The organism is Inquilinus limosus MP06 (assembly GCF_000767795.1).
GTDB classification, from domain to species: domain Bacteria; phylum Pseudomonadota; class Alphaproteobacteria; order DSM-16000; family Inquilinaceae; genus Inquilinus; species Inquilinus limosus_E.
In genome coordinates this window covers 1-4,710 of sequence record NZ_JANX01000507.1, presented here as the reverse complement: position 1 = coordinate 4,710, position 4,710 = coordinate 1, and the positions used below count along the sequence as shown (strand labels likewise).

General features: G+C 70.6%; 4 protein-coding genes. All 4 read right to left on the bottom strand.

Annotated elements, in window-relative coordinates; all coding sequences use genetic code 11:
- Positions 1–129 precede the first annotated feature (129 nt).
- The 4 genes from P409_RS27115 to P409_RS27100 are packed head-to-tail and all read right to left on the bottom strand — an operon-like array spanning position 130 to position 4,625.
- Positions 130–1,401, bottom strand: coding sequence for a metal-dependent hydrolase family protein (locus P409_RS27115; RefSeq protein WP_034845730.1), 1,272 nt, complete (start codon positions 1,399–1,401; stop codon positions 130–132).
- A 52-nt stretch (positions 1,402–1,453) separates the two neighbouring features.
- On the bottom strand, positions 1,454–2,587 hold the full coding sequence (locus P409_RS27110) for an ABC transporter substrate-binding protein (protein ID WP_202964826.1): 1,134 nt from the start codon (positions 2,585–2,587) through the stop codon (positions 1,454–1,456).
- A gap of 59 nt (positions 2,588–2,646) precedes the next feature.
- Positions 2,647–3,648 carry an ABC transporter permease gene (locus tag P409_RS27105; protein WP_034845728.1) on the bottom strand — a complete coding sequence of 334 codons (1,002 nt, stop codon included), beginning with the start codon at positions 3,646–3,648 and terminating at the stop codon, positions 2,647–2,649.
- Positions 3,645–4,625, bottom strand: a complete 981-nt coding sequence (locus P409_RS27100; RefSeq protein ID WP_034845726.1) for an ABC transporter permease — start codon at positions 4,623–4,625, stop codon at positions 3,645–3,647. The genes P409_RS27105 and P409_RS27100 overlap by 4 nt, the downstream gene beginning before the upstream one ends.
- Positions 4,626–4,710: the final 85 nt, after the last annotated feature.

Genomic DNA, 4,710 nt, shown 5'->3' with positions numbered 1-4,710 from the left:
AGGCTGGAGCGCGGCACGGCCAGCCCTTCGGCCAGGGCTGCGACCGTCGCCCCGCCGGGCGCCTCGATCAGCCGGTCGACGACCCCGAGCAGGATCTCCACGCCCGACTGGTGGACACCCGCCACCGCGTCACTCGGCGGCGGCCCGCAGCGCCCGCCGCGGCGACAGGCGGTGCAGGACGCCGTCCTTCATCACCATGCGGATGGCCCCGTGGTCGTGAATCAGGCTGATGTCCTTGAGCGGGTCGCCATCGACCAGGATCAGGTCGGCCAGGAAGCCCTCGCGCACCTGGCCCAGCCGGTCGCCCATGCCCATCAGCTCGCCGCCGATCCGCGTGGCGCATTGCAGCGCCTCGGACGGGGTGTAGCCGAACAGCTTGACGAAGTGCTCGACATCGCGCGCGTTGGTGCCCTGCGGCGTCCAGGCGAAGCCGTAATCGCCGCCGATGACGACGCGGATGCCGCGCTTGCGCATCTCGGCATAGGTGCGCTGGCTGGCCTCCATGCACAGATGCATGCCCAGCTTCCGGGCCTTGGCCTCGTCGATGCCCCAGGGCCCGGCCTCGTGGATGGTGTTGTAGATCAGGCCGATGGCGGGGCCGACGAAGACCCGGTCCTTCCGCGCCTCCAGCATGTCCAGCGCCTCGGTGTCGGCATGCTCGCAATGATAGATCACGTCGACCCCGGCGCGGATGGCGCGCTTCACCGCCTCGCTGGCCCGGGCATGGCAGTTCACCTTGCGGCCGAAATCATGCGCGGTTTCGACCGCGGCCGCGACCTCGGCCTGCGACATCACCGTCATGCCGCCCTTGGCCGGATCGACGAAATCGTCGCCGGAGATGTTGATCTTGATGTTGTCGACATCCTCGCGGATGCAGATGCGGACGGCGCGGCGCACCTCCTCCGGCCCGTCGCAGACCATGCCGAAGCTGGCGCGGGCCAAATGCAGCCGGGTCTCGTCGCCGAGGCCGCCGGTGACCGTGATCTCCGGGCTCGCCGCCTTGATGCGCGGGCCCTTCAGCCGGCCCTGGTTGACCTTGTCGCGGATCACCACGTCCAGCCGGGTCTTGGCGGCGGCGGCCGAATAGCAGCTGGTGAAGCCGTGGTCGAGCAGCAGCTCGGCGTTCCACATCGTCTCCAGCACATGCTCCTCGGTCGGGATGTCGCCGAGATCGGTGTTGCGGGTGGCGCCGCAGAAGGAGATGTGGGCGTGGCCCTCGACCAGCCCCGGCATCAGCGTGGCGCCGCCGCCGTCGACCGTCTCGCAGCCGCCGGCATCCAGCCGCTCCGATGCCGGAGCCACGGCGTGGATGCGGTCACCGCGGACCACGACCTGGCCGGGATAGGGGTCGCGGCCGCTGCCGTCCCAGATCATCGCGCCGGTGATGTGATAATCGCCCATGGGATCCTCCGCTCTCGACGGGGGTGGGCACGGGGCCCGCCCCCGCGCGTTGCTACTTACCGATCCACCGCTGCGGATAGTCCGGCATCCCTTCGCAGCCGCACATCGCGTAGTGCAGCGGCGGCATCTTGTCGTTGACGTATTTGTCGAGGTTTTCCGCCGTGATCGTCGGCTGCGGCAGCGACCAGGCCGGGCCCGGCACCGCCTCGCCCTTCAGCACCCGCACGGCGGCGATCACCGCGGTGCGCCACTGATAGGTCGGATAGGTCGGCGCCACCGCCTTCATGCCCGACTGCTTCCACTTCTGCAGGAAGTCCTGCTGGTCCTCGCCGGTGACGATGGGCACGTCCATGCCCTGGTCCTCGAACGCCTCGATGGCGGCGACGCTGGTGGCGCCGGCATCCATCCACACGGCGTCGAGCTTGCCGACCCGGGTCAGAGTGTCCTCGACGATCGACTTGGTCTTGGCCCGGTCGCCGTCGGTGAACTCGGCGCCGACCACCTCGATTCCCTTCTCGTCGAAGATGCGCTTGGCCGCGGCCCAGCGGTTCTCCAGCACGTCGACGCCGGGCAGGATGCGCAGCGCCAGCACCTTGCCGCCCTTCGGCACGTTGGCGGCGATGTATTCCGCCGCGGCGATGCCGAAGGCGTAGCCGCCGATCGGCTTGACCACGGTGACCGGGCAGTCGGTCAGCACGCCCCGGTCGAACACGATCACCGGCACCTGCTTGCATGCCTCCTCCACCGCCGGGGTCAGCGCCGCGGTGGTGTTGGGCGACACGATCAGCGCGTCGCAATTGCCGCTGGCCAGCATCGCCTTGATGTCGGAGATCTGCTTGTCGTCCTTGCCCTCGGCATCGGCCACGGTGAAGGACGCGATGTCCGCCTTGTGGACGTCGACCTCGGCCTGCATGGTGGTGAAGCCGACCACGCGCCAGGGGTTGCCGACCCCGGCGTTGGAGAAGCACAGCTTGTACGGCCCGGCCTTCTTGTACTTTGCGGTGTCGACCATCTGGCTGCCGTAATGCTGCTCCCACGGCTTGTCGGCCGGGCCCTCCGCCTTGGCCGACATCAGCGCCCGCTGGGCCTCGAACTCCTTCGGGTCGTCGAAGCTCTGCGCCTGTGCCACGCCGCCGGCCGCCAGGGCCAGCAGGGTTGCGGTGCCGATCATCATCCCGATACGCATGGGCGTTCCTCCCTCGTCATTGGCTTTCTGTTTGGATGGTCGTCGCGAGGCTGGTCCGGTCAGGCACCTCCCCTCCGCCGCCGCCAGACGCTCCAGCCGACGGCGACGATCAGGATCAGCCCCTGGGCCGCGTCGCGCAGCGGCTTGGGCAGGCCGATCAGGTTGAGCAAAGTGAACAAAGCGGACAGGCTGAGTGCCCCGGCGACGGCGCCGGGCACCGTACCGCGACCGCCCAGAAGCTGGGCGCCGCCGATGACGATGGCGGCGATGGCCTGCAGCTCGTAGCCGTCGCCGACATTGGTCGAGACCCCGGCGAAGCCGCCGAGCAGGATGCCGGCGGTGACGGCCGACAAAGCGGAGACGACGAAGGCGATGGTGCGCACCAGCCGCACCCGCGTGCCCGCCAGCTCCGCCGCCCTGGGGTTGTCGCCGACGGCGAGCAGCAGCCGGCCAAGCACGGTGCCGTGCATCAGCCACCACATCAGGGCGACCGCGACCACCGCGACCAGCACCGCCAGCGGCAGCAGGTCGATCCCCGGCAGGCCGCGCCAGGTCAACCGGCCGAAATCGCGGAAATTGTCGGGCAGGTAGCCCTGCGGCGACCCGCCGGACCAGGCCAGCGCGATGCCCTTCAAGGCCAGCAGCATGCCCAGCGTGGTGATGATCGACGGCACCTTGAGCCAGGACACCACCAGCCCGTTGAACAGCCCGACGGCAAGTCCGATGCCGTAGACCAGGGCGATCACCCACCAGGTCTGCGCCGGGTCGCCCTGGATCAGCAGCGACGACGCCATCACCACCAGCGTGATCAGCGACCCGACCGACAGGTCGAAGCCGCCGGTGACGATGACGAAGAGCTGCCCGGCGGCCAGGATCACCAGCGGCGCCGCCCGGCGCAGGAAGTTCATATAGCCCTGCGGCTCCAGGAAGGCCGGGCTGGCGACGGCGATCGCGACCAGCAGCACGATCAGCACCCAATAGGCCGGGCGGATCGCGGCCAGGCGGCGCAGCGGCGACGGCATGGTCCTGGTCATCGGGCGCGGCTCGGTGGTCTCGATCATGCCACATGCCCCCGGGTGCGGTAGGCATAGACCGCGACCGCGGCGATGACGATGCCGCCGCGCAGCACCTGCTTCACGAAGGCGTCGATGCCGACCATGGTGAAGACGGCGTCGAGCGTGCCGAACAGGATGACCCCGGCCAGCGTGCCCCAGACGCCGCCGCGGCCGCCGGCCAGGATGGTGCCGCCGATCACCACCACGGCGATGGATTCGAGGTCGTAGAGGCCGTCGCGCCCGACCCAGGGGGCGCCGGAGCGCAGGCGGCTGGCGAGGTACAGGCCGGTCAGCCCGGCGGCGAGGCTGCAGACCACATGGGCGGCCAGCGTCACCCGATGGGTGCGGATGCCGGCCAGGCGCGCCCCGTCCGGGTTGCCGCCGGTGGCGTAGAGATGGGCGCCGAAGCGGGTCGCGCGCAGCACGAAGGCGGCGCAGCCGGCCAGCACGAACAGGCCGATCACCGGATAGGGCACCGGCCCGACCTGGCCGTAGGCGAGGACCTGGAAGCTTTCCGGCACCGCCCCGGCGAAGTTCTGGAAGGAGGCGCTGAGCAGCCCCTGCAGCACCAGCCCGACGCCGAGCGTGGCGATCAGCGGGTTGATCTCCAGCCGCGTCACCAGCAGGCCGTTGACCGCCCCGACCAGGGCCGAGACGGCGAGCACCGCGGCCACCGCCGGCAGCATCATCGCCGGGTCGCCCTGCATCATCCAGGACGCCATGACGGCGCCGACGCTGACCAGGTTGGCGACGGACAGGTCGATCGACCGGGCCAGGATGACGAAGGTCTGGCCCAGTGCCACCAGGCCGAGCGCCACCACCCGCTCCAGCACCGCGATCACGCCGTCGGCCGACAGCTGCGCCGACTGGCCGGTGGCGAGCGCGGTGGCCGTGAAGCCAGCGACCGAGGCCGCGATCAGGATCGCCGGCACCGGCAGCTCGGCACGGCGGCGGGGGCGTCCGGCAGCGGCGCCCGCGCTCATGCCGCCCCCATCGCCGCGACCGCGTCGAAACGGTGTCCGGTGGCCAGGGCCATGACCTCCTCCTCCGTCGCGCCGCCCGGCCGCT

Excerpts from the sequence above, each read along its gene's own strand:
- P409_RS27115 (WP_034845730.1), bottom strand. The coding sequence starts at position 1,401 with ATGGGCGATTATCACATCACCGGCGCGATGATCTGGGACGGCAGCGGC.
- P409_RS27110 (WP_202964826.1), bottom strand. The coding sequence starts at position 2,587 with ATGCGTATCGGGATGATGATCGGCACCGCAACCCTGCTGGCCCTGGCG.
- P409_RS27105 (WP_034845728.1), bottom strand. The coding sequence starts at position 3,648 with ATGATCGAGACCACCGAGCCGCGCCCGATGACCAGGACCATGCCGTCG.
- P409_RS27100 (WP_034845726.1), bottom strand. The coding sequence starts at position 4,625 with ATGAGCGCGGGCGCCGCTGCCGGACGCCCCCGCCGCCGTGCCGAGCTG.